General features: G+C 63.2%; 21 protein-coding genes and 1 tRNA gene. 12 read left to right on the top strand and 10 right to left on the bottom strand.

The annotated features are described in order from the left end of the window. Position 1 precedes the first annotated feature (1 nt). The 8 genes from ACYG97_RS12310 (at position 2) to ACYG97_RS12275 (ending at position 9,039) form a co-directional block, all read left to right on the top strand. The gene (locus tag ACYG97_RS12310; protein WP_023670806.1) at positions 2-823 is read left to right on the top strand and encodes a biotin--[acetyl-CoA-carboxylase] ligase; all 822 of its coding nucleotides are present in this window, start codon (positions 2-4) and stop codon (positions 821-823) included. A gap of 32 nt (positions 824-855) precedes the next feature. Further along, on the top strand, positions 856-2,529 hold the full coding sequence (locus ACYG97_RS12305; protein ID WP_023733801.1) for a ribonuclease J: 1,674 nt from the start codon (positions 856-858) through the stop codon (positions 2,527-2,529). Positions 2,530-2,639: 110 nt separating this feature from the next. Continuing rightward, entirely contained in the window at positions 2,640-3,044 is a 405-nt protein-coding gene (gene mce / locus ACYG97_RS12300; RefSeq protein ID WP_023685207.1) for a methylmalonyl-CoA epimerase, read from the top strand. Further along, positions 3,041-3,325 (top strand): DUF1467 family protein, encoded by a 285-nt coding sequence (locus tag ACYG97_RS12295; protein ID WP_023698332.1) that lies wholly within the window; start codon positions 3,041-3,043, stop codon positions 3,323-3,325. Before mce ends, ACYG97_RS12295 begins: the two co-directional genes overlap by 4 nt. Positions 3,326-4,055: 730 nt before the next feature. Further along, positions 4,056-5,384 (top strand): proline--tRNA ligase, encoded by a 1,329-nt coding sequence (gene proS, locus ACYG97_RS12290; protein WP_023670802.1) that lies wholly within the window; start codon positions 4,056-4,058, stop codon positions 5,382-5,384. Beyond that, positions 5,381-6,712, top strand: coding sequence for a lipoprotein-releasing ABC transporter permease subunit (locus tag ACYG97_RS12285; protein WP_023731225.1), 1,332 nt, complete (start codon positions 5,381-5,383; stop codon positions 6,710-6,712). Before proS ends, ACYG97_RS12285 begins: the two co-directional genes overlap by 4 nt. Continuing rightward, positions 6,709-7,392, top strand: a complete 684-nt coding sequence (locus tag ACYG97_RS12280) for an ABC transporter ATP-binding protein (protein ID WP_023685211.1) — start codon at positions 6,709-6,711, stop codon at positions 7,390-7,392. The genes ACYG97_RS12285 and ACYG97_RS12280 overlap by 4 nt, the downstream gene beginning before the upstream one ends. A 396-nt stretch (positions 7,393-7,788) precedes the next feature. After that, entirely contained in the window at positions 7,789-9,039 is a 1,251-nt protein-coding gene (locus ACYG97_RS12275; RefSeq protein ID WP_023733800.1) for a peptidase M50, read from the top strand. Positions 9,040-9,058: 19 nt separating this feature from the next. Here the strand turns inward: ACYG97_RS12275 and lipB are convergent, their stop codons facing one another. Next, positions 9,059-9,802, bottom strand: a complete 744-nt coding sequence (lipB, locus tag ACYG97_RS12270; protein WP_023670798.1) for a lipoyl(octanoyl) transferase LipB — start codon at positions 9,800-9,802, stop codon at positions 9,059-9,061. Positions 9,803-10,140: 338 nt separating this feature from the next. Between lipB and ACYG97_RS12265 the strand changes: the two genes are divergently transcribed. Further along, positions 10,141-10,225: transfer RNA gene (locus ACYG97_RS12265), tRNA-Leu, on the top strand. Positions 10,226-10,424: 199 nt separating this feature from the next. On the opposite strand, the gene ACYG97_RS12260 is transcribed toward ACYG97_RS12265, so the two are convergent. Both ACYG97_RS12260 and ACYG97_RS12255 read right to left on the bottom strand, forming a co-directional pair. Continuing rightward, positions 10,425-10,757 carry a GcrA family cell cycle regulator gene (locus ACYG97_RS12260; protein ID WP_081731649.1) on the bottom strand — a complete coding sequence of 111 codons (333 nt, stop codon included), beginning with the start codon at positions 10,755-10,757 and terminating at the stop codon, positions 10,425-10,427. A 134-nt stretch (positions 10,758-10,891) separates the two neighbouring features. Continuing rightward, entirely contained in the window at positions 10,892-11,971 is a 1,080-nt protein-coding gene (locus ACYG97_RS12255; protein ID WP_023690969.1) for a sensor histidine kinase, read from the bottom strand. 399 nt (positions 11,972-12,370) lie between these two features. On the opposite strand from ACYG97_RS12255, the gene ACYG97_RS12250 reads away from it, so the two are divergent. Next, positions 12,371-13,303: a TauD/TfdA dioxygenase family protein gene (locus tag ACYG97_RS12250; RefSeq protein WP_023727685.1), complete on the top strand. Its 933-nt coding sequence runs from the start codon at positions 12,371-12,373 to the stop codon at positions 13,301-13,303. A gap of 27 nt (positions 13,304-13,330) precedes the next feature. Here the strand turns inward: ACYG97_RS12250 and sucD are convergent, their stop codons facing one another. From sucD to ACYG97_RS12225, 5 genes are all read right to left on the bottom strand, one after another. Further along, on the bottom strand, positions 13,331-14,230 hold the full coding sequence (sucD, locus tag ACYG97_RS12245; RefSeq protein ID WP_023670795.1) for a succinate--CoA ligase subunit alpha: 900 nt from the start codon (positions 14,228-14,230) through the stop codon (positions 13,331-13,333). Positions 14,231-14,358: 128 nt separating this feature from the next. Continuing rightward, positions 14,359-15,543 (bottom strand): malate--CoA ligase subunit beta, encoded by a 1,185-nt coding sequence (locus tag ACYG97_RS12240; protein WP_023733798.1) that lies wholly within the window; start codon positions 15,541-15,543, stop codon positions 14,359-14,361. An 18-nt stretch (positions 15,544-15,561) separates the two neighbouring features. Further along, the gene (locus ACYG97_RS12235) at positions 15,562-16,536 is read right to left on the bottom strand and encodes an HpcH/HpaI aldolase/citrate lyase family protein (RefSeq protein ID WP_023670793.1); all 975 of its coding nucleotides are present in this window, start codon (positions 16,534-16,536) and stop codon (positions 15,562-15,564) included. A 10-nt stretch (positions 16,537-16,546) separates the two neighbouring features. Beyond that, complete coding sequence (locus ACYG97_RS12230) at positions 16,547-17,737, bottom strand: aminotransferase class V-fold PLP-dependent enzyme (RefSeq protein WP_023731220.1); 1,191 nt, start codon at positions 17,735-17,737, stop codon at positions 16,547-16,549. A 146-nt stretch (positions 17,738-17,883) separates the two neighbouring features. Continuing rightward, positions 17,884-18,549 carry a response regulator transcription factor gene (locus ACYG97_RS12225; protein ID WP_023670791.1) on the bottom strand — a complete coding sequence of 222 codons (666 nt, stop codon included), beginning with the start codon at positions 18,547-18,549 and terminating at the stop codon, positions 17,884-17,886. 266 nt (positions 18,550-18,815) lie between these two features. On the opposite strand from ACYG97_RS12225, the gene mgtE reads away from it, so the two are divergent. Then, positions 18,816-20,234: a magnesium transporter gene (mgtE, locus tag ACYG97_RS12220; protein WP_023670790.1), complete on the top strand. Its 1,419-nt coding sequence runs from the start codon at positions 18,816-18,818 to the stop codon at positions 20,232-20,234. A gap of 158 nt (positions 20,235-20,392) precedes the next feature. Beyond that, positions 20,393-20,779, top strand: coding sequence for a MerR family transcriptional regulator (locus ACYG97_RS12215; RefSeq protein ID WP_006203215.1), 387 nt, complete (start codon positions 20,393-20,395; stop codon positions 20,777-20,779). Between the two features lie 300 nt (positions 20,780-21,079). Here the strand turns inward: ACYG97_RS12215 and ACYG97_RS12210 are convergent, their stop codons facing one another. Beyond that, positions 21,080-21,586, bottom strand: a complete 507-nt coding sequence (locus tag ACYG97_RS12210) for a methyltransferase family protein (RefSeq protein ID WP_031244029.1) — start codon at positions 21,584-21,586, stop codon at positions 21,080-21,082. After that, entirely contained in the window at positions 21,583-22,593 is a 1,011-nt protein-coding gene (locus tag ACYG97_RS12205) for a heparan-alpha-glucosaminide N-acetyltransferase (RefSeq protein ID WP_023733796.1), read from the bottom strand. Before ACYG97_RS12205 ends, ACYG97_RS12210 begins: the two co-directional genes overlap by 4 nt. Positions 22,594-22,754: the final 161 nt, after the last annotated feature.

Here is a 22,754-nt window from a genome sequence, read left to right as displayed (position 1 = left end):
GATGGCATTTCGGCTGGCTCCAACCTCTGAGACGGAAGGGTTCCGGCTCGAGGCCCATGACAGCGTGGGTTCCACCAACACGCTTGCGCTGGACCATGCAAGGGCAGGCGACCCCGGCAAATTGTGGGTCGTTTCCAAGAAGCAGGAAAGCGGCCGTGGCCGCCGCGGCAGGGCCTGGGTATCTCCCGAGGGCAATCTGGCGGCGACATTGCTGGTCATCACCGGCGGTGAGTTGCGTCTGGCGGCGACGCTGGGCTTCGTCGCCGGCCTGTCGCTGGCCGATGCGCTTGACGCCGTGGTGCCGAAGGGCAGGATCGCCATCGGCCTCGACGGCGCCAGCCAAGGGCAGAACCGCTTCGAGCTGAAATGGCCGAACGATGTGCTTGCCTCCGGCGCCAAACTGGCCGGCATCCTGCTGGAATCGGCCATTCTCGATGGCGGCCGTTTCGCGGTGGCGGTGGGCATCGGCGTCAATGTGGTGGCGCATCCGCCGGATTTGCCGTATCCGGCGACATCGCTTCAGGCGCTGGGCGCGACATGCGACGCCGAAACGCTGTTCTTGGCGCTGTCCGATGCCTGGACCGACAATGCCCGGCTGTGGGATGACGGACGCGGGCTCGACGCCATCCGGCGTCGCTGGCTGGCGCGCGCGGCGGGGCTTGGCGGCGAGGTTGCTGTCAGGATTGACGGGAATGTGGTGCGCGGTACCTTCGAGACCATTGACGCGGACTGCCGTTTCGTGATCCGCGATGATGAGGGGTCAGTCGTGACGGTAGCCGCCGGCGACGTGCATTTCGGCGCCGTCGCGTCGGCAAAGATTTAGAGCTGGTCGCAAGGGCCGGGAAGGGAAAATTGATGGCGAAAGCGCAAAACGCCGAACTCGTCTTCGTGCCGCTCGGCGGCGTCGGCGAGATCGGCATGAACTTCGCCCTTTACGGCTATGGGCCGCCTAGCGCGCGCGAGTGGATCGTCGTCGATGTCGGCGTGACCTTTCCCGACGCGGCGCATCCGGGCGTCGACCTGATCCTGCCCGATACGCGCTTCATCGAGGAGAACCTCGCCGGCCTCCGCGGCATCATCATCACCCACGCGCATGAAGACCATTACGGGGCGCTGCTCGACATCTGGCCAAAGCTGAAGGCGCCGGTGTGGATGACACCGTTCAGCGCCGGCTTGCTGGACGCCAAGCGCCAGGGCGAGCAGGGCGCGCCGAAGAAAATTCCGGTGACGATCTACCGGGCAGGCGAGACATTCACCGTCGGCCCGTTCTCGATCGAGGCCATTCCGGTTGCGCACTCCATCCCCGAGCCGATGTCGCTGGCGATCACCTCGCCGGCCGGCACCGTCATCCATACCGGCGACTGGAAGATCGATCCGGAACCGACGATCGGCCCCAAGACCGACGAGGCGCGGTTTCGCGCCTATGGCGACAAGGGCGTTCTGGCGCTGGTCTGCGATTCCACCAATGCGCTGCGCGAAGGCGAATCGCCGTCGGAAGTGGCGGTGGGCGAAGGCCTCAGGGGCGTCATCCAGAGCGCTGTCGGCCGTGTCGCCGTCACCACCTTCTCCTCCAATGTCGGACGCATCGTCTCCATCGCCAAGGCGGCGCGCGATGCCGGCCGCCAGTGCCTGGTGCTCGGCCGCTCGCTGAAGCGGGTCATCGATGTCGCCGGCGAACTCGGCTACATGGACGGGCTGCCGGAGTTCATCGCCGAAGAGGATTTCGGCTTCATCCCGCGCGAGAACCTGGTCATCATCTGCACCGGCAGCCAGGGCGAGGCGCTGGCAGCGCTGGCAAAACTGTCGCGCGACGAGATGAAGTCGGTGTCGCTGACGGCCGGCGACACGGTGGTGTTTTCCTCACGCACCATTCCCGGCAACGAGAAGGCGATCCTCGAGATCAAGAACCGCCTCATCGACCTCGGCATCAAGATCATCGAGGATGGCGACGCGCTGGTGCATGTCTCCGGCCATCCCCGCCGCAGCGAATTGCGCAGGATGTATGAATGGGTGCGGCCGCAGATCGGCGTTCCCGTGCACGGCGAAGCCGCGCATCTGGTGGCGCAGGGGTCGCTGATGTCGACGTCGGGCATCGGCCAGGTGGCGCAAGTGCGCGACGGCGACATGCTGCGGCTGGCGCCGGGTCCGGCCACGATCATCGAGCAGGTGCCGTTCGGCCGCATCTACAAGGACGGCAGGCTGATCGGCACCGACCAGGCGATGGGCATACGCGACCGGCGCAAGCTATCCTTTGCCGGCCATGTCGCGGTCAATGTCGTGCTCGACGACAAATATGAGCTCGCCGGCGATCCCGACCTGGTCGCCATCGGCGTCGCCGAGGCCGATGCCCGTGGCGAAAACATGGAAGATCTGATGCTCGACGCGGCCGTCGGCGCGGTCGACTCGATCCCTCGCCAGCGCCGCAAGGACCTCGACCTGGTGCAGGAAGCGGTGCGCCGCGCCGTGCGCGGCGCCGCCAACGAAGCCTGGGGCAAGAAGCCGCTGGTGACGGTGTTTGTGACGAGGTAGTGGATGGTGAATAGTGAATAGTGAATAGTGAATAGTGAATAGTGAAGGGTCGACGTGCTGCGCTGATCGAGATTGGTATTCACCATTCACCCACTAGCCACGGAGCATCGATGCTCGGACGCCTGAACCATGTAGCGCTTGCCGTGCCGGACCTGGCCGCGGCGATTGCGGCCTATCGCGATACGCTTGGCGCGAAGGTCACCGCGCCGCAAGCGCTGCCCGAGCATGGCGTTACCGTGGTGTTCGTCGATGTCGGCAACACCAAGATCGAACTCCTGGAGCCGCTGGGCGAACGGTCGCCGATCGCGGCCTTTCTGGCGAAGAACCCCTCGGGTGGCATGCATCATGTCTGCTACGAGGTCGACGACATCCTTGTCGCGCGCGATCACCTCAAAGCGAGCGGCGCCCGCGTGCTGGGCGACGGCAATCCCAAAACCGGCGCCCACGGCAAGCCGGTGCTGTTCCTGCATCCCAAGGATTTCTTCGGCACGCTGGTCGAACTGGAGCAGGCATGAGCTGGATTTCGTTTGCCGCCCTGTTCTTCATCACCTGGTGGCTGATGCTGTTCATCGTGCTGCCGTTCAGCGTCAAGACGCAGGATGACGACCAGGACGTGACGCTGGGCACGGTTGCGAGCGCGCCGCGCGGACCGCATATGCTGCGCGCCGTGATCCGCACCACCATCGTCACGGCTGTCGTCATGGGGGTTTTCTACAGCCTGACGCACGGGCTGGGCTACAGCCTCGACGAAGTCCCGCACATCATCCCCGAAGCCAGCCGGGCACCGGCTAACTAACCACTTTCCCGCCGACAGATCGGGTGGGGTGTTCGTGCCTGTTTTCGAAGCGCCAAACTCAGGTTTTGTCTCACCAGCCTGCGATGCGCAATAGGCGGCCAGGCATGGCCCACCCGTATTAGAATCACGACTGGGCATCAGGCTGACGCAAGCTCACGTGATTTGGGAACAGGTTGATCTAACCAGATGATCGGGCAAAAAAAATGCAAGGCACAAGGCCTTGCAATTTAAACGCGTTCCGATCTGTTTTCCGGTTTCCGGCGGCAGCGGGTAACCGCGCCTAGATCGCATCCTCCCAAGACTTTGACCGCGTAGGAGAGCAGATTTTTCTCCACCCTCTCGGTTATCGGGGCACACTAGCCTAACCCTGATGAAATTGTCACGCAGAATTTTGCCCGCAATCGGGCAATCTGTGCTGCAGTGCACAATAGTGCGGCAGGCTTTGCTTGCGAAACGAACAACACCGGGGCTGCCGCCTTAATCTGGTCAGGTGTGCCGCGTCGCCCGGACGCGCAAAGCGTGTGTGAGCACTTCGGAGTCAGGTCATCATTTTGTATCAAAAGCATTATCGTTTTCGGTGCGAAGGTCTTTGGAAGAAGAATCGATTTTTGCGATTTCCGGCCGATGCGGCCGGTCGGGTTTCCATTCCGTCACGAAATAGCTATGAAGCCGGGGCAAGCAAGCCAGCCGCGCCGATTCCGGCGCAGCCTCCTCTCTCACGGACCTGTCCATGCGTTTGTCGCAGTTTTTCCTGCCCATCCTGAAAGAAAATCCGCGCGAGGCCGAGATCGTCTCGCACCGGCTGATGCTGCGTGCCGGCATGATCCGCCAGCAGGGGCAGGGCAGCTTTTCCTGGCTGCCGCTGGGCAAGCTGGTGCTGGACAAGGTCTGCCGCATCATCCGCGAGGAGCAGAACCGCGCCGGCGCTTTGGAAATCCTGATGCCGACCATCCAGTCGGCCGATCTGTGGCGCGAAAGCGGCCGCTATGACGATTACGGCAAGGAGATGCTGCGCATCAAGGACCGGCAGGACCGCGACATGCTTTACGGTCCGACCAATGAGGAAGTGGTCACCGAGATCGTGCGCGCCTACGTCAAGTCCTACAAGGACTTGCCGCTAAACCTCTACCACATCCAGTGGAAGTTCCGCGACGAGGTGCGGCCGCGCTTCGGCGTCATGCGCTCGCGCGAATTCCTGATGAAGGATGCCTATTCCTTCGACCTCGATTTCGAGGGCGCGAAGGCCGCCTATAACCGCATGTTCGTATCCTATCTCAGGACGTTCACGCGCATGGGGCTGCAGGCCATTCCGATGCGGGCCGACACCGGGCCGATCGGCGGCGATCTCAGCCATGAATTCATCATCCTGGCCGACACCGGCGAGAGCCAGGTCTATTGCGACCGCGAATATCTGTCGCTCCAGGTGCCCGGCGAGAAAACCGACTTCGGCAATGACGGCGAGATCGCCGACATCGTCAAAACGTGGACGACGCCTTACGCCGCCACCGACGAGATGCATGACGAGGCGGCCTGGGACAAGCTTGGCGAAGCCGACCGGGTCTCGGCACGCGGCATCGAGGTCGGCCACATCTTTCATTTCGGCGACAAATATTCCAAGCCCATGGGCGCCAAGGTGACCGGGCCCGACGGCAAGGATCATTTCGTTTCCGGCGGCTCCTACGGTATCGGTCCGTCGCGGCTGGTGGCAGCGATCATCGAGGCCAGCCATGACGATAACGGCATCATCTGGCCGGAAGCGGTGACGCCGTTCGACATCGGCCTGATCAACATGAAGGCCGGCGACGCCGAGTGCGACCGCGTCTGCGGCGAGCTCTACGCCGCCTTCACCAGCGCCGGCAAGGATGTGCTTTACGACGACACCGACCAGCGGCCGGGCGGCAAGTTCGCCACCGCAGACCTGATCGGCCTGCCCTGGCAGGTGATCGTCGGGCCGCGCGGCGTGGCCGCCGGCGAGATCGAGATCAAGAACCGCCGGACCGGCGAGCGCGAGACGCTGCCGGTCGCGGAGGCCAGGAAACGCTTCGGTGCAACCGCATGAGCGAAGCCGCGGCAGCGAAGTCTTCGGTAGCCCAGTCTCCGGTTGGCAAGTCTCCGGTCGCCAAATCTCCGGTCGCCGGCCCGTTCTCCATGTTCGAACGCATGGTCGCCTGGCGTTATTTGCGGTCGCGCCGCAAGGAGACGGTGATCTCGGTCATCGCCTCGATCTCCTTCCTCGGCATCATGCTAGGCGTCGCCACGCTGATCGTCGTCATGGCTGTCATGAACGGGTTTCGAGCCGAACTTCTGACCCGCATCCTCGGCGTCAACGGCCATCTGATCGTGCAGCCGCTGGATTCGCCGCTTGAGGACTATGCGCAGGTCGCAGCCCGCATCAACGGCGTGGCCGGCGTCAAATACGCGATCCCGCTGATCGACGGCCAGGTGCTGGCGCAAGGCAATGTCGGCGGCGGCATGGGCGCGCTGGTGCGCGGCATACGCGCCGAGGATCTCGGCAAGATCGCCATCGTCGCCAAAAACGTCAAACAAGGCACGCTTGACGGTTTCGACTCCGGCGAGGGCGTCGCCATCGGCAAGCGTATGGCGGAAAATCTCGGCCTTGTGCTTGGCGACACCATCACGCTGATATCGCCGGATGGCGACGTCACGCCGATGGGCACGACGCCGCGGCTGAAGGGCTACAAGGTGGCGGCGATCTTCGAGGTCGGCATGTCGGAATATGACAGCTCCATCGTCTACATGCCGTTTTCCGAAGCGCAGCTCTATTTCAACATGGACGGCAGGGCGCAGACGATCGAGATCTATGTCGACAATCCCGATAATGTCGACGCGCTGAAACCGCTGGTCGATGCGGCGGCGCAACGGCCGATCGACATGGTCGACTGGCGCCAGCGCAACGAGACGTTCTTTTCAGCACTGCAGGTCGAGCGCAACGTCATGTTCATGATCCTGACGCTGATCGTGCTGGTGGCGGCGCTCAACATCATCTCCGGCCTGATCATGCTGGTGAAGGACAAGGGCCACGATATCGCCATCCTGCGCACAATGGGCGCCTCGCGCGGCGCCATCCTGCGCATCTTCCTGATGACGGGCGCTGCGATCGGCGTAACCGGCACGCTCGCCGGCGTGCTGCTCGGGGTGCTCATCTGCACCAACATCGAATCGATCCGCCAGTTCTTCTCCTGGATGACCGGCAAGGTGCTGTTCAATCCGGAACTCTATTTCCTCAGCCAACTGCCGGCAAAGATGGACCCACGCGAGACCACCTACGTCATCCTGATGGCGCTCGGCCTGTCCTTCCTTGCAACCGTGTTTCCGGCATGGCGCGCCGCACGGCTCGATCCGGTCGAGGCCTTGAGATACGAATGAAGTCCGAGATCATTATCGAGCTGAAGAGCGTCGAGCGGCACTATGTCCAGGGGCCGCGCAAGCTCACCATTTTGAACGGCGCCGACTTTTCGCTGAAGCGCGGCGAGATGGTGGCGCTGGTGGCGCCGTCGGGCACCGGCAAGTCGACGCTGCTGCACACGGCGGGCCTGCTCGAGCGCCCCGACGCCGGTGACGTCATTCTGGCCGGCCGCGCCTGCGGACGGCTCTCCGACGACGAACGCACGGCAATCCGCCGCAACGATGTCGGCTTCGTCTATCAGTTCCATCATCTGCTGCCGGAGTTTTCGGCACTGGAAAACATCATGATGCCGCAGCTGATCAAAGGGCTTTCGCGCAAGGAGGCGTCGGAGCGCGCAGCACAGCTGCTCGACTATATGCAGATTGGCAAGCGCGCGTCGCACCGGCCGTCGGAGCTGTCCGGCGGCGAACAGCAGCGCGTCGCCATTGCTCGCGCGGTCGCAAATGCGCCCTTGCTGCTTTTGGCCGACGAGCCGACCGGCAATCTCGACCCGGTCACCGCGTCCTATGTCTTCGAGGCGCTTGGCGCGCTGGTCAAGCAGTCCGGCCTTGCCGCGCTGATCGCCACCCACAATCACGAGCTCGCCTCGCGCATGGACCGCCGGGTGACGCTGGCGGACGGCAAGGTCGTTCCGTTGTAGGCCCCAACTGGTGCGTGTCGGCCGATCGCAAAGGCATGCGATGCGCCCTCCGTCAGCACTGCCGTCACCCCGTCAACCTTTCCTTAACCCTGCCCAAACCGGCTGTCAGGATTTGTCGGCATGCCACTTTCCGCTCATTGACTTTCGAACAAAGTTAGAACAAAATACGAACATAGCAACAACAGGAGAGAGTTATGAGCGATCTTGTTCAGGACGTCGTTTCGTTGGTGTGCATGAGTGCGTTTCTGGTTTCCATGGCCGTCTGGATCGGCGCCATGTGATGCAACTGCTGTTCGCCGCAGTGTTTTAGGCGGGCAGGAGGGCGTTGTGCCGTTAAGCCTTTCTTGCCGCCGTGCCGCTAGGGTGCCCTGCCAAATACAGGGAGCAAAACCTCAGGTGTCGCCGATCGTGACGTCCCTTCTCGTGGCCGGTAATCTCGGATTGATTTTCCTTTTGATGACCGCGCCGCTCGGTTTGCGCACGGTGAGGCTCAGCCGCGTGGTCGCAATGGACCGGCAGCGCCTCTGGCAGGCGCTGTGGCCGCTCGGCAGCGATGCCGGCTGGTCCGGCGAGATACTCTCGGCCCAGCCGCTGGACGGGCAGGGCACGACCCGCATCCTGCTGTCCTGGGAAGGCCGCGACGGCCAGCCGATCGAGCGCGGGTCGCGCTTCGAGGACGTCGTCGAAGGCAGTCGTTTTTCGATGCGGGTCATCGAGGATACCGCGCTCGACGCGTCGTTCTGGAAGGATTTTTACGAGACCACTGAACTCACCTCGGAAGGTGCCGGCACGCGGGTGACGCTCAGCCAGACCGATCGCTATCGCGGCGTCGCCTTCCTGGTGTTCCGCTACTTCGCCATGCGCCGCGAGCTCGGCAAGCTGGAGATCTGGGCGAGGACCGGACAGTATCGCAAGGGCGGCTGGTTCGAGCATCCGCTGAGCCAGGTCGGTTTCGCCGTTCTGTCGGCTTTCATCCTTTGGCCGTTCTTCGGGCTCAATCTCGGCGGCCTGGCGCTGGCCGCGATCCTGACCTCGGTGGTTGCCCTGCATGAGCTCGGCCACATGGCGGCCTTTCGGCTAACCGGTCATCGCAAGGCGCGGATGATCTTTATCCCGCTGCTCGGCGGCATCGCCATTGGCGGCCGGCCTTATGACAGCCGCTTCGAGGTCGCCTTCGTGGCGCTGATGGGCGCTGGTTTTTCCGCGTTCCTGGTACCGCTGCTGATCGTCGCCAGCGGGCTCGCATCCGGCGAGGGACATCGGCTCGCCGCGGCCCTTCTGGCGACGCTTGCCGGCTTTGCCGCGCTGTTCAACATCGCCAATCTGGTGCCGGTGTGGAAATTCGACGGCGGTCAGGTGCTGCGCCAGATCTGCCCGGGGCCGGTCGCCCTGGCGCTCGCCTCGTTTTCCCTGCTCTCGGCCTTGCTATGGCTTGGCTGGCTGGCCGGCTTTTCCCAAAGCTTTCTGCTGGTGGCGGGCGCCGTCTTTGCCATCCTCAGCCTGATGACAGTGGGTAGCGGGGTAAAACCGCGCCACGAATTGAAGCCGATCCGCATCTTCGACCGTTTCGCCATGGCCGGCGCGCTGCTGGCCGTCTTCGCCATTCACGGTTTCGGGCTGTTGTGGGCCTCGGCGCGGTTGCTTTGAGCGTTGGTCGAGGCGAGACTCAGCCGGCCTTGCGAGCCGGTTCTGCAGAAGTTGACTCCGCTGCCCCGAAAACATCCTCGAAGGCGGATTTCAGCGCCAGGTCGAAATCGCCCATGGTCACGGGCAGGCCGAGGTCGACGAGGCTGGTGACGCCGTGATCCGGCACGCCGCATGGCACGATGCCGCTGAAATGGCTGAGATCCGGCTCGACATTGACGGCAATGCCATGAAAGCTCACCCAGCGCCGCAGCCGGATGCCGATGGCCGCGATCTTGTCTTCAGCCGGCGAGCCGTCGGGCAGGGACGGGCGCTCGGGCCGCACCACCCAGACTCCGACGCGGTCCTCGCGGCGTTCGCCGCGCACATTGAAGGCGGCAAGCGTGCCGATGATCCACTGCTCGAGCGCGGCGACGAAGGCGCGCACATCCTCGCGCCGGCGCTTCAGGTCAAGCATGACATAGGCAACCCGCTGCCCCGGCCCGTGATAGGTGTATTCGCCGCCTCGCCCCGCGGCAAAGACCGGGAAACGGTCGGGGTCGATCAAGTCCTCGATGCGGGCGCTGGTGCCGGCGGTGTAAAGCGGCGGATGCTCGACCAGCCAGACCATCTCGGCGGCCGCACCCGTGCGGATCGCCTCGGCGCGCGCTTCCATCAGGGCCAGCGCATCGGTGTAGCCGGTCAGGCCGGGCTCGATGCGCCATTCGACCGGCGCCGAACCCGGCAAGGGCAGGAACGACGTGGCGATCTGGCTGCGTTCGGTCATGGCTTTTTCGTTTTTCGCGTGACGCACGCCGGCTTGGCGAAACCGGCTTGCGCTCTGGGGCCAAATGCATTTGCCCTTCATATGGCGGTATCCGGCTGAAACGTCCAGTTCGCCACGCATTTCGGCCTTCGCGCACGACCCCGAAGATAGGAACGATCTTCGGAAAGGATCATGCGCCAAATCAAAGTGCTGCAGCGTCCTTTGCGCGTCCCACAGGACGCGCGGCGCTGTAGAGGCCGATATGCCAATTTGCGGCGATTATTGCGCGCCGCGCCCTTGTTTCGCCGGAAACGATTTGCTACACGCCGCGAGCCGGTTCGTTCCGGCTCCTACCACGGGCGGTCGTGGCGGAATTGGTAGACGCGCAGCGTTGAGGTCGCTGTGGGGCAACCCGTGGAAGTTCGAGTCTTCTCGACCGCACCATAATTTTTCGGCCATTGAAATCATTGCGGCTTCTCAGGCCGTCGACGCCAAATCATCGCCTTTGGCGCTTGAACCGGCCGCAGCAGAGTTGCAACAAGAGGTCGCAAAGCCGCACGCGAACGCCATTTGGCTCGCACCGGCCAGCCTCCTGCACCGAGTCCCCGGCTTTAACGGTGGCGGGGCAGGGGATGTGGGTGACCTAAGCGGCGCGTCGTTGCGGGAAATGGAGACCCGGACGGGCTCGACGAGGGTCAACGGCCGTCACGACGGTGTGGTGGTGATCGCAGTAGACGCGATCCGGCGACGTCGGCCCGGCACAAAACCGGTAACCTCCGGGTACCGAGCGGTCTTCGCTCACCGGGAAGCGGCACTGGTTGAGGCCTAGCTGAATGAGGGGGACGTCTCTCGACGCTGGTCGGATATTTTCACGCATGATGGTTTTCAGTTCCTGGTTCATAGCCCTTGCCGGCTGACGACCGCGATGCGACCCGTCGGAGCGAGCTTCTCTCGTTTTGGAGGCTGTGGACCACATATGGTGCTGATCGCACCGTCAAAGAAGCCCGGCGCCCCGCTTCTGAAGCCAAATCGTTTGCGACTTAAGGCCACACCCGCGAGCGCCCGAAGCACCTGTCCGGCCGGGATTTGCCGGCGCGTCGTTGCATAGCCTCAGTCCGTCGCCGCCGATCGCTTGAAGACGATGGTGACCCTGGTTCCCTCGCCGGCACTCGACTTGACGTCGAATTGCGCCTTGGCATTTTCGGTCAGCGACCGCGCGATCAGGGAGCCGAGCTTGCCGGGCCTGGGCCAGGTCTCACCCGTCGGCAGACCGATCCCATCATCGGCGACAGTCACCCGGCAACCATCGCCGCTGACGACGCTGTGCAGCGTGATCGTGCCGCCCTCGCGCCCGACGAATGCATGTTTGAGAGCGTTGGTCAGCAACTCATTGACGACCAGGCCTGTCGGCATGGCAACGTTGATGGATACCGGATAGGTATCCACCTTAAGGTCGAGGCGGATACCTTCGACTGCGTGCGACGCCATGACGGCGGACGCGATCTGGCTAAGATACACACCAAGATCCACCTCATCCTTCTGCTGGTCAGCCGACAAGGTCTGGTAAAGGATTGCCAATGCGTCTACCCGGCCGGCAAGCCTTTCGAAACGCTTCTGGTCCGGTTCGGTGGCGTTGCGGGTTTCCATCCGGATCAAAGCGGTGATCATCTGCAGATTGTTTTTCACCCGGTGCTGCAGTTCGCGCAACAGGGTGTCCTTCTCCCGGATTAGCTCTTCCGCGGGTCGCGCGTCCTCGGTCTCACCGTGTGCCGTGACATCGACAAGCGCCACCAGCCGGAAGCAGAGCTTGCCGTTGTCGTCCTCGATCACGTTGGAATAAACGTCGACGATTGCCGGCTTGTCCTCGCCGCGCTCAAGACGAAATGTGCCGACGAAATCGGTGTCTTCAACAACAGCCTCGGCGAGCGGCCTGTCCTTCTGCCGATGAAGCCCCCTGCCGGAAAGGGCCGCCCAGTTTTCCCGCGCAAGCTTCGGCGCCTTGAGGTCCGAGAGCTTCTCGAATTCGGGATTGGCGTAGACGACACGCTCCTTCGCGATCAATTCCGAGACGGCGATCGCGATCGGCATCTGGTCGAGAAATTTCTTGAACTGGTCGCTTTCCAGCGCGGTGGCGAGGTCAGGCGTATCGAGCAATTGCTCGACAGCGTCAGCCTTATCGGAGTCTGTCATCTCGGCGCCTGCGTGATGCGTGGAAGCCATCAATATCAGGCATGCAATTCACCCGCCATCTCCAATATCGAAGGGATACGACAGCGTCACTACTGGTGCGGGCCGCGTCGCGCAGGGCTCCACCGCCTGCTGCTCACGAGCGAATTGGACAGAAGGCATTTTTCTCAGGGCCGCCGAACTTTGAAAAGAAATGTCTATGGAATTTGTAGAATTACGCTTTGAATGGGATCTCGGTACTGCTCGCCGGCCTTGGCGGCCTTCGCCTCCTGAGTTGAGATCAGTGCTCTCGTTACCAAGCAAGTCGGCTCCCGATGAGGGAGTTGCTCCGCCGATCGCTGTGCGGCCGGCAGACGGCGGAGCATTGCCAGCAGCCCCGCGGCTTTAGAGGAAGAGGTTCCCATGACCAGACTTACCCCCGTAGAGCAGATCATCCCGGATGCCGATATTGTCCCGCTTACCGGACGCGTCGGCGCAGAGATCAGGAACATTCGGCTCTCCGGCGACCTGCCGCAGCAGACGGTCGCGGCGATCAACCAGATCCTGTTGCGGCACAAGGTGGTGTTCTTCCGCGACCAGGCGCATCTCGACGATGCCGGGCAGGAGCGCTTTGCCCAGCGTCTCGGCGACCTCGTCCCGCATCCGACGCAAGGTCCCGTCAAGGGAACGGCGTCCATTCTCGAACTCGATTCCAGCCGTGGCGGCGGTCGCGCCGACCAATGGCATACCGATGTCACCTTCGTCGACGCCTATCCGAAATTCTCCGTTCTTCGCGGCGTCGTCATACCGCCGGCCGGCGGCGACACCATCTGGTCGAACACCGCGGCCGCCTATCAGGACCTGCCCGAGCCGTTGAAGCTGCTGGCCGACAATCTCTGGGCGGTGCACAGCAACGCCTACGATTACGCCGCGGTGCGGCCGCGTGCGAGTGCTGCGGAAAAGAAGCACTTCGAGGAAATCTTCACCTCGACGATCTACGAGACCGAGCATCCCGTTGTCCGCGTCCATCCCGAAACAGGCGAGCGCTCGCTGCTGCTCGGCAATTTCGTGCAACGGCTGATCGGTCTTTCCAAAAGCGATTCGGCGAAGCTCTACGAGGTGTTCCAGTCCTATGTCACGGCGCCGGAGAACACCGTGCGCTGGCGCTGGAAGGCCGGCGATGTGGCGATCTGGGATAACCGCGCGACGCAGCACTACGCCGTCAACGATTACGGCGACCAGCACCGGGTGGTCCGTCGCGCCACGGTCGACGGCGACATTCCGGTCAGCGTCGACGGCCGCCGCAGCGCCACCCGCACCAAGGTCGCGAAGCCGGCAGCCGACAAGGCAGCATGAGGCGCGGTCGAACGCGAAGGCCGCTGTTCAGGCGGCCTTCTTCATACGTGACAGCGTATCGGCGACCACCTCACCAAACGAGGACGGCGTCGGCACGATGATCACACCGGCCTCCTTCAGGATTTCGACCTTTTCCTGCGCCGACTCGCCGAAGGCCGAGATGATGGCGCCGGCGTGGCCCATGCGGCGGCCTTTGGGGGCGGAGAGGCCGGCGATGTAGGCGATCAGGGGCTTGCGCATATTATCGCGCGCCCAGATCGCGGCTTCGGCTTCCTGCGGTCCGCCGATCTCGCCGATCATCACCACCGCGTCGGTGTCGTCATCCTGTTCGAACAGTTTCAGCATGTCCTTGAAGGACGAGCCGTTGATCGGGTCGCCGCCAATGCCGACGCTGGTCGAGACGCCGATGCCGAGCGACTTCATCTGCGACGCCGCCTCGTAGCCCAGGGTTCCCGAGCGGCCGACAATGCCGACGCGGCCAGGCAGATAGATGCTGCCGGGCATGATGCCCATCAGCGCCTGTCCGGGCGTGATGACGCCGGCGCAGTTCGGCCCGATCAGCCGCATGCGGTCCTCGTAGCGGTAGCGCAGCATGTAGCGCTTGACCTGCATCATGTCCTGCGACGGGATGCCGTCGGTGATGCAGACGCAGAGTTTTATGCCGGCGTCGGCCGCTTCCATGATCGAATCGGCGGCAAAAGGCGGCGGCACGAAGACGATGCTGGCCTCCGCGCGGGTCTCGCGCACCGCGCCCTTGACCGTGTTGAAGACGGGCAGGCCAAGATGCTTCTGGCCGCCTTTGCCGGGCGTAACGCCGCCGACCAGCTTGGTGCCGTAGCGCTTCATGTCCTCGGCATGGAAGCTGCCGATCTTGCCGGTGAACCCCTGGACGATGACGCGGGTGCTGCGGTTGAGCAGGATTGCCATTTTCTCGACCTCCCTAGAGCATGATGCCGAAAAGTGTGAAGCGGTTTTCGGACGACATCATGCTCCATCTGTTTGATTTTAGAGACGGATTCAGATTTCAGGTCGATTCGACCTGAAATCATCCGGCTCTAGGCTGCTTTTTTCTTGGTGGCCGCGCGCAAGGCAGCGACGGCTTTTTCGGCGGCTTCGGCCAGCGTGTCGGCAACGATTACCGCCTCGCCGGAATCGGCCAGGATGCGGCGGCCTTCCTCGGCCTTGGTGCCGGAGAGACGGACCACCAGCGGCACGTTGACGCCGACCTCGCGTATCGCCTTGATGATGCCTTCGGCGACCCAGTCGCAGCGGTTGATGCCGGCGAAGATGTTGACCAGGATGGTCTCGACATTCTTGTCGCCGAGCACGGCGCGGAAGGATTTCGCCACCCGCTCCGGCGAGGCGCCGCCACCGATGTCGAGGAAGTTGGCCGGTTCGCCGCCGGCGATCTTGATCATGTCCATGGTCGCCATGGCGAGCCCTGCGCCATTGATGATACAGCCGATGTTGCCGTCGAGGCCGACATAGGAGAGGCCACGGTCGCTGGCAAAAGTTTCGCGCGGATCTTCCTGGCTTTTGTCGCGCAGCTCGGAGATTTCCGGCCGGCGGAACAACGCGTTCTCGTCGAACGACATTTTGGCGTCGAGCGCGATCAGATTGCCGTCGCGGGTCACCACCAGCGGATTGATCTCCAGCATCGAGGCGTCGTAGTCGCGGAACACCTGATAGCAGGCGAAGATGGTTTCGGTCGCCTTGCCGATCAGATTGTGGTCGAGGCCGAGCCCGAAGGCGATCTCGCGCGCCTGGAAACGCTGCATGCCGACGCCGGGATCGACCGATGTGCGCAGGATGGAGTTCGGTGCCTTCTCGACGATGTCCTCGATCTCCATGCCGCCGGCAGCGGACGCCACGATCATGACGCGCTCTTCCTTGCGGTCGAGCACGAAGCCGACATAGAGCTCCTGCGCGATATCGACGGCTTCCTCGAGATACAGGCGCGAAATCAGCTTGCCGCGCGGGTCGGTCTGCTGTGTCACCAGCTTGCGGCCGAGCATGCCCTCGGCCGCGCTGGAAATCTCCTCGTCATTGGCGCACAGTTTGATGCCGCCGGCCTTGCCGCGGGCGCCGGAATGCACCTGCGCCTTCAGCACCCATTTGGCGCCGCCGATCTCGCGGGCCCTGTAGGTCGCCTGCTCGGGGCTGTAGGCCAGCCCGCCGCGCGGCACATGCACGCCGTGGCGTGCCAGCAGTTCCTTGGCCTGATATTCGTGGATGTCCATTTTGTCCTCCCTGAACAGTCAATGCGTGGCGACGCGCGGCTCGCTAGAGAATTGGCTGGCCCGTTCGATTGCCTCGTTGACCACCAGAACATTGCGCGCCATGCGTTCCGACGCTGCGTCGATCATCTTGCCGTCGAGTGCGGCCGCTCCCTTGCCCTGCGCCTCCGCCTCCTTCAGCACTTCGAGGATGCGCCGGGCGCGGGTGACCTCTTTTTCCGGTGGAGAGAAGACGTCGTTGGCAAGCGCGATCTGCGAGGGGTGGATCGCCCACTTGCCTTCGATGCCCAGCGCCGCCGCGCGCCTGGCGCCAGCGATGTAGCCCTCCGGATCGGAGAAGTCGCCGAACGGCCCGTCAATGGCGCGCAAGCCATAGGCGCGGCAGGCGACGGTCATGCGCGACAGAGCGAAATGCCACTGATCGCCGGGATAGTCGGGGTTGAGGCCGCCAATGTTGACCGTGCGCGCCTTGCAGCTTGCAGCATAGTCGGCGACGCCGAAATGCATGGCTTCCAGCCGGCCGGGTGTCGCGGCAATCGCCTCGACATTGGCCATGCCGAGCGCGGTCTCGATCAGCGCTTCGAGGCCGACGCGGGTCCTGAAACCCTTTGCCATCTCGATCTGGTTGACCATGGCCTCGACCATGTAGAGGTCGGCCGGCACGCCGACCTTCGGCACCAAAATGGTGTCCAGCCGGTCACCGGCCTGCTCCATGACGTCAACCACGTCGCGGTACATGTAGTGCGTGTCGAGGCCGTTGATGCGCACCGAGACGGTCTTGCCCTTGGCGCGCCAGTCGATGTCGTTGAGCGCCTGGATGATGTTCTTGCGGGCGCGTTCCTTGTCGGGCGGGGCGACCGCATCCTCGATGTCGAGGAAGATGAAGTCGGCGGCGCTGTTGGCCGCCTTGTCGATCATTTCCGGGCTGGAGCCTGGAACCGCCAGCTCGCTGCGCTGCAGCCGTAATTTCTTGAGGTGGTTGATGGTGTGGCTCATTGTCGGCTCCTCAGGCGGCTTCGGCGACCGGCACGGCGGCCGAGGCGCGGAAGTGCTGGATGGCGGCGCCGACGCCGGAGCCGGGCGCCAGCCGTACGCCGCAGTCGAGCAGCGCCATTTCGGCGGCCGAGAGCGAGGCCAGCACCATCACCTCGTTCAGCCAGCCGAGATGGCCGATGCGGAAGACCTTGCCGATCACCTTGTTGAGGCCGCCGCCGAGCGCGGTCTGGTATTTCTGGTAGGCGCGCTTGACCACATCGCCGCTGTCGACGCCGTCCGGCACCAGGATGGCGCTGACGGTGTCGGAGTGCCATTTAGGCGTCTTGGCGCAGAGCTTCAGGCCCCAGGCGTCGACCGCCTTGCGCACGCCTTCGGCGAGGCGATGGTGACGGGCGAAGATGTTTTCCAGCCCTTCCTCGGCGATCAGGTCGAGCGAGGCGCGCAGGCCGCGCAGCAGCTGAGTAGCCGGCGTATAAGGGAAATAGCCGGCGTCGTTGGCGCGGATCATATCTTCGAAGGAGAAGAAACAGCGGCGGTGGGTGGCGCTCCGCGAGGCCACCAGCGCCTTCTTGCTGACGGAGAGGAAACCGAGGCCGGCGGGCAGCATGAAACCCTTCTGCGAGCCGCTGACCGCGCAATCGACGCCCCATTCCTCCTGGCGAAAGTCGATCGAGCCGATCGACGAGACGCCGTCGACGAAGAGCAAAGCAGGGTGGTTGGCGTCATCGAGCGCGGCGCGGCAGCCGGCGACGTCGCTGGTCACGCCGGTCGCGGTCTCGTTTTGGGTGCAGAAGACTGCCTTGATGCGGTGCGCCTTGTCGGCCCTGAGCCGCTCGGCATAGAGCTCGAGCGGCACGCCGGTTCCCCATTCGCAGTCGATGACATCGACCTCGAAGCCGAGCCGTTCGGCCATGTCGACCCACAGATGCGAGAACTGGCCGAAGCGCGACATCAGCACGCGGTCACCGGGGCTGAGCACATTGGTCATCGCCGCTTCCCAGGCGCCGGTGCCGGAGGAGGGATAGATGAAGACGCGGCCGGTCTCGTTCTTGAACACCGTCTTGATGTCTTCGAACAGCGGTAGCGTGAGATCGGGGAAGGATGCTGCACGCATGTCCTCCATCGGCAGGTTCATCGCCTGGCGGACCTGTTCGGGAATGTTGGTCGGTCCGGGAATGAAAAGATGGGTGAAACCGGCCATGTCGCGAACTCCTCCTGATCCAGCAAAGCGGTGATGGGGAGTTTCGTTTCGACGGCTAATGGCAACAACACCTCAAGAGGTAACATCTTGCCGCGCGCGGGTGGGGGTTGCCTACCCGGGTGACCTACCCGCGGCTCATCGCTTTCCTACCCGAACGGCTGCTTCTGGGTACGCCGCTCGCGCGCATAGAGCGCGACGGCCATCGCCCGGTTGCGGACGTCGAGCTTGTCGTAGAGATTCTTGAGGTGATACTTCACCGTGTTCTCGGAAATCCCCGTACGCGTCGCGATCTGCAAATTGGTCCAGCCGTCGGACAGCACGGCCAGCAGTTCGCGCTCGCGCACGGTGAGCAGCGACAAGGGCGTGTCGTTGACCTTATTGATGTCGATGTAGGGGATGCAGATGCGTCCATGCGCGACGGCCAGGATGGTCTCGAAGATGATCGCTGGATCGTCGAACTGGAAGCAGTAGCCCTGGGCGCCGAGGCGCACGCACTGCTTCAGGATGCCGATGTCGTGGTCGTTGGAAAACACCGCGATGCGCACGCCGAGCTTGCGGCTGTGAACCTCGGCCAGCACATCGGCGCCGTCCATGTCGGCAAGCTTCCACCCGATGATTGCGACGTCGAATTCGCCTTCCGCTGCCAACTCAAGAAAATGCCTGCCGCTTTGCACGCAGGCCAGGAGCTCGAAGCGCCCGTCGCAGTCCAGCATGTCGCGCAGCGCCGATATCACGAGCGGATTGCGTTCGGCCACGACCACGCGCACGCGCCGTTCCTCGATTGCTTTCTGCGTCTGCGACCTGATCTTCAAGGGCTTCCGGCTGTTCTGGTTGTCGCCTGGGCGGGTCCGGCCTTTGCCTGAACCTGCATCATGACAATTCTGCCCCAACCGTGCTGGGGTGCTCTTTCCCCAGCGACATGCGCTGTCGCGCCGCCTGAATCCTGGGCGGCGTCATATCCTGATGAAATCGCTCTCGCCCATATGCAGGGCGGGGCGCATTTCGTTTGATATTACCGTGCGTTGCGCGCTAGACCTGACAGGCACCTTTTCCGAAATTCCCATGGCGGGAGCCGCTGGTGGAACGCCAGGACGACCACACGACCGGCGCCAAAGCCGCTGACGATGCCCATGCCGACATCTATGGCGAGGACGGCGCCGTTCTGTCATCATTCCTCGCCCAGATCGGGGCGGCGATCGCCGATCGCGATACGCTGACGCTGAAGCGCGAAGTCGACGACCTGCACCAGTCGGAACTTGGCGATCTGCTCGAGGCCCTGCACCCCGAACAGCGTCGCGCCCTTGTCGAACTGCTCGGCGCCGACTTCGACTTCTCGTCGCTGACCGAGGTCGACGAGGCGATCCGCCGCGATATCGTCGACAATATGCCCAATGAGCAAATTGCCCAGGGCATGCAGGACCTCGATTCCGACGACGCGGTCTACATTCTCGAAGATCTTGAAAAGGAAGACCAGGACGAGATCCTGTCGCAGCTGCCGTTCACCGAGCGGATCAGGCTGCGCCGCTCGCTCGACTACCCGGAAGAGACCGCCGGCCGCCGCATGCAGACCGAGTTCGTCGCCGTGCCGCCGTTCTGGACCATAGGCCAGACCATCGACTACATGCGCGAAGACAAGAACCTGCCCGAGCGGTTCAGCCAGATCTTCGTCATCGATCCAAGCTTCAAGTTGCTCGGCGCCATCGACCTCGACCAGATCCTGCGCACCAAGCGCACGACCAAGGTCGGAGACGTGATGCACGAGACGAGGCACGCCATTCCGGCCACCATGGACCAGGAAGAGGCGGCGCGGGACTTCGAGCAATACGATCTTCTGTCCGCCGCCGTCGTCGACGAGAACGAGCGGCTGGTCGGCGTGCTGACCATCGACGACGTCGTCGACGTCATCCAGCAGGAGGCCGAGGAAGATCTGCTGCGCATGGGCGGCGTCGGCGACGAAGAGTTGTCCGACAGCATTCTTTCGACCTCGCGCTCGCGCGTTCCCTGGCTGCTGGTCAACCTGTTGACGGCGTTCCTGGCGGCGTCGGTGATCGGCCTGTTCGACCGCACCATCGAGCACATCGTGGCACTGGCCGTGCTGATGCCGATCGTGGCCGGCATGGGCGGCAATGCCGGTTCGCAGACCATGACCGTCACGGTACGCGCGCTGGCGACCAGGGATCTCGACATCTACAATGCCGGCCGCATCATCCGCCGCGAAATGGGCGTGGGTTCCATCAACGGCATCATCTTCGCCGTGCTGATCGGCATCGTCGCGGCCGTCTGGTTCCGCGATGCCAATCTGGGCGGCATCATAGCGGCGGCGATGATCATCAACATGTTCGTGGCAGCCCTTGCCGGTATCCTGATCCCGCTATTGCTCGACCGGTTCAAGATCGATCCGGCGGTGGCGTCGGCGGTTTTCGTCACCACCGTCACCGACGTCGTTGGCTTCTTTGCCTTCCTGGGGCTGGCCACCTGGTGGTTCGCTATCCCTTGAGAAAGAGGCGTTGCGGGCTCAATTGACTTTTACGTAAATGTGGTGCGAGGCTTGCGCGGGGTTTCATGCCGAGTCCGGCTTGGAACGGGGTTGATCGGAATGCGTTGGAAATCCCGGGCGACCGGGCGTTTTCCGATGTTCCGACATTTGGAGCAAAGATGCGGGAATATTATTCGATCACCGAACTGACCCGCGAATTCGACGTGTCGACGCGGACGCTGCGCTTCTACGAGGATGAGGGGCTGGTGCAACCGGTCCGGCGGGGCCGCACAAGGCTGTTTCGCCCATCTGACCGGCATCTGATCCGCCAGATCATGCGCGGGAAACGGCTCGGCTTCTCGATCAACGAGATCCGCGAAATCATCCAGATGTATAAGGAACCGCCCGGCGAGGTCGGTCAACTCAAGCTGATGATCAAGCGCATCGAGGAAAAGCGCGAGGATCTCAGGCAGAAGCGCCGCGATCTCGAGGAGACGCTGGCGGAGCTCGACCAGGCTGAGGAGTCTTGCGTCGAGCGGCTGGTGGAGCTGGGGGTTAATACCTGAGCGGACCGTCGAGCGTTTGCGCGCCCGTCGCAAACGTTCGCGATTAGCGGAGGCCTTCCACACTTCGTCATTCTAGGGCGAAGCAGGAGCGAAGCTCCGTCGCGGAGACCCTAGAATCCATTCCGTGACATCGGTCGTGGAGTGCAGCGGTAGCGAATTCTGGACCATAGCAACGCTCTGGAGTCGCGGCATGGATCCTCGGGTCTGTGCTGCGTCGCTACGCTCCTTGCTCCGCCCGTGGATGACGAAGAAACGGATGCGCCAGCTAATCGCCAAGGTATACACCCCTGCCACGCCGCCTCAGATCCAGCGCCTGACCCGCTTCGTATAGTCGCGGTACTTCTTGCCGAATTTGGCGAACAGCACCTTCTCCTCGCTCTCGATGGCGACCTTCTGCGTTGCAAATGCCGCGATCAAAGCCAGCGGCAGGAACCATACGATCCCCGAGACGAAGGCGACGCCGATCAAAAGCAGCGTGTTGGCCAGATACATCGGGTTGCGCGTCACGCCGAACGGGCCGGACGTCACCAGATGATCCGGCACGCCATTGGGGTTCATCGTCGTTTTGGCCCCGATCATGGTGCGGATAGCGGTGAACCAGAGGGCTGCGACGGCAAACAGCACCACAAAGCCGGCGGCAAACAAAAGGTCGCCCAAGAGGTCGCCGATCCAGGGCAGGGGATAGAACAGGCCGAGCGCGATGCTGATGGCAATGGCGGCGATGTAGATCAGCGGCGGCCATGGGATCAGCCGTGGTCTCGGTAGATCGGGTTTTGCCAGCCCGGGTTTTGTGAGCTTGTCGGTCATTGTTGCCCTCCCTGCGTCATCGGACTCTCCTCCGTCCTTGCGGTGCAGATGCCGGCGAGTTCACCGAGATGCGCTTTGAACTCCGGGGTCTGGTCACCATTGTAGAGCCGGTCGAATGCCGCTTCGCTTTGCAGCGTGTCCAGCATGCACACACAATAGCTGGTGCAGAACTCCGTGTCGCGCTGCTGTTCGCAGGATACCTGGCATTCCTTGAGGAAGACTACTTCCCGTGTCTCGACCGGCGCCGGCGCGATCTGCGAGAACAGCCAGACGCAGCCGAACAGCAGCGGCTGGTGGATCAGATAGAAAGCCAGGCTGTGGCGGCCGATGAAGGTGAGCGGCCTGGTCCAGCTTCCTGATCCCAGCGTGGCCAGCCGCGCCAGCAGGCCGGTGGTGGACGCAAACTTTGCCGCGGCGATGCCGAGAAGCACGGCGCCGAACCAGGGAAACAGCGGCACGTAATCGTTGGAGCGCGGGTTGATCGCCGACAGGCCGACCCACCACAGCGCCGGATGATCGAAGGCTTCGGATCGGAAATAGATCGGCCCGGCGATCACCACCGCCGCCACGACAAGCGCCAGCAAGGACGGCAGCCGCAAGAACAAAAGGCCGAGCAGGCTGGCCAGCGCGATCTGATGCAGGATGCCGAAGAAGATGAAGCTGTCCGGCGTGATGAAGTACGTGACCGCCGATATAGCGGCGGCCGCGACGGCGACCATGGCAAAACGTTTCCAGAAGCCGGTCCAGCGGATCTGCCTGCCATGCGCGAGAAACAGGCTGACGCCGACCAGGAACAGGAAGGTCGAGGCGATGCAGCGCGCATAGATCTTCCACCAGCCGACGGCGGTGAGGCCGGGATCGGTGTAGTGGAAATTTTCGAGATCCCAGGTGAAGTGGTAGCTCGCCATGGCGATCAGCGCGATGCCGCGTACGACATCGATGGCGACGATGCGCTTCGGTTGATCTCGCTTCAGTTGATCTCCAGGGGGTGCGGTATGGATGCTCATGGTCTCGCGATCTGATTCAGCCCCAAAGACGACTATCACGGTTGCACCGGACAAAAGAAGGCCGCCCTCTACGCTCCGGGTCGCGCCGTGCGGCTGCATCGCGCGGCGCTTTAGGCCAGAGCCGGAAAGCCTTTGGCCGAATTCGCTTTTTGCCGGGAAGG

Source organism: Mesorhizobium sp. W067, from assembly GCF_054719525.1.
Note: the sequence above shows the minus strand (reverse complement) of the source record. Positions and strands in the feature narration are given on the sequence as shown.

Excerpts from the sequence above, each read along its gene's own strand:
- ACYG97_RS12260 (WP_081731649.1), bottom strand. The coding sequence starts at position 10,757 with ATGTGGTCCACAGCCTCCAAAACGAGAGAAGCTCGCTCCGACGGGTCG.
- ACYG97_RS12310 (WP_023670806.1), top strand. The coding sequence starts at position 2 with ATGGCATTTCGGCTGGCTCCAACCTCTGAGACGGAAGGGTTCCGGCTC.
- ACYG97_RS12205 (WP_023733796.1), bottom strand. The coding sequence starts at position 22,593 with ATGAGCATCCATACCGCACCCCCTGGAGATCAACTGAAGCGAGATCAA.
- lipB (WP_023670798.1), bottom strand. The coding sequence starts at position 9,802 with ATGACCGAACGCAGCCAGATCGCCACGTCGTTCCTGCCCTTGCCGGGT.
- ACYG97_RS12285 (WP_023731225.1), top strand. The coding sequence starts at position 5,381 with ATGAGCGAAGCCGCGGCAGCGAAGTCTTCGGTAGCCCAGTCTCCGGTT.
- ACYG97_RS12280 (WP_023685211.1), top strand. The coding sequence starts at position 6,709 with ATGAAGTCCGAGATCATTATCGAGCTGAAGAGCGTCGAGCGGCACTAT.
- ACYG97_RS12255 (WP_023690969.1), bottom strand. The coding sequence starts at position 11,971 with ATGACAGACTCCGATAAGGCTGACGCTGTCGAGCAATTGCTCGATACG.
- ACYG97_RS12305 (WP_023733801.1), top strand. The coding sequence starts at position 856 with ATGGCGAAAGCGCAAAACGCCGAACTCGTCTTCGTGCCGCTCGGCGGC.
- ACYG97_RS12215 (WP_006203215.1), top strand. The coding sequence starts at position 20,393 with ATGCGGGAATATTATTCGATCACCGAACTGACCCGCGAATTCGACGTG.
- ACYG97_RS12235 (WP_023670793.1), bottom strand. The coding sequence starts at position 16,536 with ATGAGCCACACCATCAACCACCTCAAGAAATTACGGCTGCAGCGCAGC.
- ACYG97_RS12250 (WP_023727685.1), top strand. The coding sequence starts at position 12,371 with ATGACCAGACTTACCCCCGTAGAGCAGATCATCCCGGATGCCGATATT.
- ACYG97_RS12230 (WP_023731220.1), bottom strand. The coding sequence starts at position 17,737 with ATGGCCGGTTTCACCCATCTTTTCATTCCCGGACCGACCAACATTCCC.
- ACYG97_RS12240 (WP_023733798.1), bottom strand. The coding sequence starts at position 15,543 with ATGGACATCCACGAATATCAGGCCAAGGAACTGCTGGCACGCCACGGC.
- ACYG97_RS12295 (WP_023698332.1), top strand. The coding sequence starts at position 3,041 with ATGAGCTGGATTTCGTTTGCCGCCCTGTTCTTCATCACCTGGTGGCTG.
- proS (WP_023670802.1), top strand. The coding sequence starts at position 4,056 with ATGCGTTTGTCGCAGTTTTTCCTGCCCATCCTGAAAGAAAATCCGCGC.
- sucD (WP_023670795.1), bottom strand. The coding sequence starts at position 14,230 with ATGGCAATCCTGCTCAACCGCAGCACCCGCGTCATCGTCCAGGGGTTC.
- mce (WP_023685207.1), top strand. The coding sequence starts at position 2,640 with ATGCTCGGACGCCTGAACCATGTAGCGCTTGCCGTGCCGGACCTGGCC.
- ACYG97_RS12210 (WP_031244029.1), bottom strand. The coding sequence starts at position 21,586 with ATGACCGACAAGCTCACAAAACCCGGGCTGGCAAAACCCGATCTACCG.